The sequence below is a fragment of the Frankia sp. CcWB3 genome, assembly GCF_977927595.1.
Window position 1 is genome coordinate 1 of the sequence record NZ_CDWRCK010000382.1, and the last position, 2,840, is coordinate 2,840.

The window sequence follows — 2,840 nt, forward strand, 5'->3', positions numbered from 1 at the left end:
ACGTCCCACAGCTGCACCCATGCGCCGGGGACGTCGATGGCGAGGGTGCGTCCGTCCGGACTGAAAACCACCGAGAGCACGGCGGGCGGGAGCTTAGGGGCGGATCCGTCGAGCGATATGCCGAACGGTGTGCCGAGCTGGTGGGGGCTGGTCAGGTCGGTGACGTCCCACAGCCGTATTCCGTCGGATGCTGCCCCGCCGGTCGCGAGGGTCCGTCCGTCGGGGCTGAACGCCACCGATGCCACGGCGCCGGGGTAGCCGGGGAGCAGCGGGTGGAGCTGGTACGAGCTGGTCGGGTCGGTGACGTTCCACAGTCGCAACGTTCCGTCATCCCCGGCGGTGGCGAGGGTGCCCCCGTTCGGGCTGAACGCCACGGACGTCACGGCGCCGGTGCGGCCGGTGAGCAGGGGGTCGAGCTGACGAGGGGTGGCCGGGTTGGTGACGTCCCACAGCTGGACCGTCCCGTCGACGCCGGCGGCCGCGAGGGTGCCCCTGCCCGGGCTGAACGCCACGGACGTCACGGCGCCGGTGCGGCCGGTCAACGGGGCGCCGAGTAGGTGGGCCGTCCCGCCAGGGGTGATCGGCTGCGGATCGCCCTCGCGGACGGCGAGAGAACCGACCCCGGCGGCCACGAGAACGGCGAGAACGGCGAGGACCGCGGCGGCCGTGCGGTGCACCTGCCTGCGATGATCAGAGACCGGACGGCGGGCGGGGGATGCGGCGGGCCGGACGCTGTCCGAAAGGTTGATCGTTTCAGGATTGGGGGGTGCCGGGCTCCCTCGGGTGGGCTCGACTGTCGCGGCGTGACCGGTTGGGACCTTGGTCGTCGTGCGCAGGAGCAGGGCGCGAGCACGGTCCGGGAAGGTCTGCGGTTCGTCCTCGGGAAGGGTGAAGGCAGGCGTGCGACGGGACAGGACGGCGAGGACCTGACCGGCGAACGAGTCGGCGCGCATGGTCAGCCTCCTGTCTGGGGGTTCGATACGGCCGGCTCTGTCGCGGCGGCTGTCCTGGGATCGAGGGGGACGGCGCGGGCGAGGCGCTCCACGACCAGGGGGGCGGCAACCCCGACCGCGAGGGCGGCGAAGGCGGTGTCGACCTGGCCCGAGGCGCCGGCGGCCGCAGCCAGGCCGGCGCCGATGGCGAGACGGACCAGTTCGGCAACCAGGTAGGCCCAGGGGCCCGCTTCCTGGGATTTCCCGGTCTGCCAGGGCCACCGGCCCCGTCGGCGGACCGTGGTGTAGAGATCGAGACCTTCGACAGCGAAGCCGCCGAACAGTCCCCACAACGCCACTTCAACCCCCATCATGATACGGAAAGTAGCCGATCAGCCTGGTGGCGTGGAAGCTGGGTCCGCCCGCTATGGATAGCGGCCACGGACAGCTGCGATGAGAGCCGCGATGGAAAGCCGTCGGAGCAGGCGGCAACGGAGCGCCTGAACAGCCGTGCGTCTCGGCTGGAACACCGGGGACGGCCCGGGTGTTGCCCGCGACATGAATTCTGTCACCTTCGCGATTACCTGGGATTACCGTTGCCCGTTCGCCCGCAACGCACATGAACACGTTTTGATTGGTCTCGCGGCCGGTGCCGACTGGAACGTCACCTTTCTCCCGTTCTCGCTGGGGCAGGCGCACGTGGAGGAGGGACAACCCACCGTCTGGGAGAAGCCCGAGCAGGACTCCGGGATCCTCGCCCTGCGGGCTGGCGTCGTCGTCCGCGACGAATATCCGGATCTGTTCCCCGCCGCGCACCGGGCACTGTTTGCGGCGCGTCACGACGAGGGCCGTCACCTGGAGGACCGTACAGTCATCCGGGAGACGCTCGCGGGGGTGGGGCTGCCCGCCGACGAGGTGCTCGCCCGGGTTGACGATGGCGCCCTCGACAAGGTCCGCGCCGAGCACGAGCAGTACGTCGCCTCGCATACCGTTTGGGGCGTGCCGACCTGGGTCGCCGGTGACCAGGCCGTGTTCGTCCGGCTGATGAGCCGTGCGCCGCTCGGTGCCGACCCGGCGGGTTCCATCCGTGCGGTGGAGCGCATCGTCGACCTGGTGACCGGTTGGCCCGAGCTGAACGAGTTCAAGCACACGTCCATCCCACGCTGATCTTCCACGCCGGTTCGGTCCGTCCCGGTATACATCCACGGCGACGGGGATGGCGCCCGCGCCGCCCGCCATCCCCCTGCCGGCGCCCGGCGGTGTCAGACGTTCAAGCCGTGTGAGATGCCCAGGCCGTGTCAGACGTCCAGGCCGTAGCCGCGGGCGATCGCCGCCAGGCCGCTGACCCCACCCTGGCCGAGTGCCCGGAAGCGCCAGCCGTCCTGATCCCGGTAGAGTTCACCGAACAACATCGAGGTGTCCCGCGCGGCGGCGGTGGTGAGGTCGTACCGCACCAGTTCGTCATCGGTCGACGCGTTGACGACCCGGATATAGGCACCGGTCACGTCGCCGAAACTCTGGTGTCGATAGTCGGCGTTGTGGATGCTGACCGGGAAGACGATGCGCGTTATCGCACTGGACAGCAGGTTGAGACGCACCTCGATCTGTTCGTCGTCGCCCGCACCCTCACCGGTGAGGTTGTCACCGCGGTGCACGATCTCGCCGCGCGGACTGCTGAGGTTGTTGTAGTAGATGAAATAGCTGCGGTTGGGGGCTCGCCCGTCCGCCTGCAGGGCAATGGCGCTCGCGTCCAGGTCGAACTCCTCCGATCCGGGAGCATTCGGATCCCAGCCGAGGCCGACGGTGATGTGCGTCAGTCCGCCGGTGGCTCCGGTGAGCGCGACGCTTCCACCCTTGACGACGTCAATGCCCACGGTTCTCCGATCCCACGACACTCTGTAAACATTC

General features: G+C 69.5%; 4 protein-coding genes. 1 reads left to right on the forward strand and 3 read right to left on the reverse strand.

The annotated features are described in order from the left end of the window. Nucleotides 1-953 (reverse strand): WD40 repeat domain-containing protein (locus tag ACY5KJ_RS19405; RefSeq protein WP_462204040.1); only part of this gene is annotated, 953 nt, incomplete at its 3' end. Between the two features lie 2 nt (nt 954-955). Beyond that, complete coding sequence (locus ACY5KJ_RS19410; protein WP_462188490.1) at nt 956-1,306, reverse strand: hypothetical protein; 351 nt, start codon at nt 1,304-1,306, stop codon at nt 956-958. Between the two features lie 136 nt (nt 1,307-1,442). On the opposite strand from ACY5KJ_RS19410, the gene ACY5KJ_RS19415 reads away from it, so the two are divergent. Further along, nucleotides 1,443-2,099: a DsbA family protein gene (locus ACY5KJ_RS19415; RefSeq protein ID WP_462204041.1), complete on the forward strand. Its 657-nt coding sequence runs from the start codon at nt 1,443-1,445 to the stop codon at nt 2,097-2,099. Nucleotides 2,100-2,230: 131 nt separating this feature from the next. On the opposite strand, the gene ACY5KJ_RS19420 is transcribed toward ACY5KJ_RS19415, so the two are convergent. Continuing rightward, complete coding sequence (locus ACY5KJ_RS19420) at nt 2,231-2,806, reverse strand: TerD family protein (protein WP_462188495.1); 576 nt, start codon at nt 2,804-2,806, stop codon at nt 2,231-2,233. Nucleotides 2,807-2,840 lie beyond the last annotated feature (34 nt).

Coding starts and splice junctions, on each gene's coding strand:
- ACY5KJ_RS19410 (WP_462188490.1), bottom strand. CDS start 1,306: ATGATGGGGGTTGAAGTGGCGTTGTGGGGACTGTTCGGCGGCTTCGCT.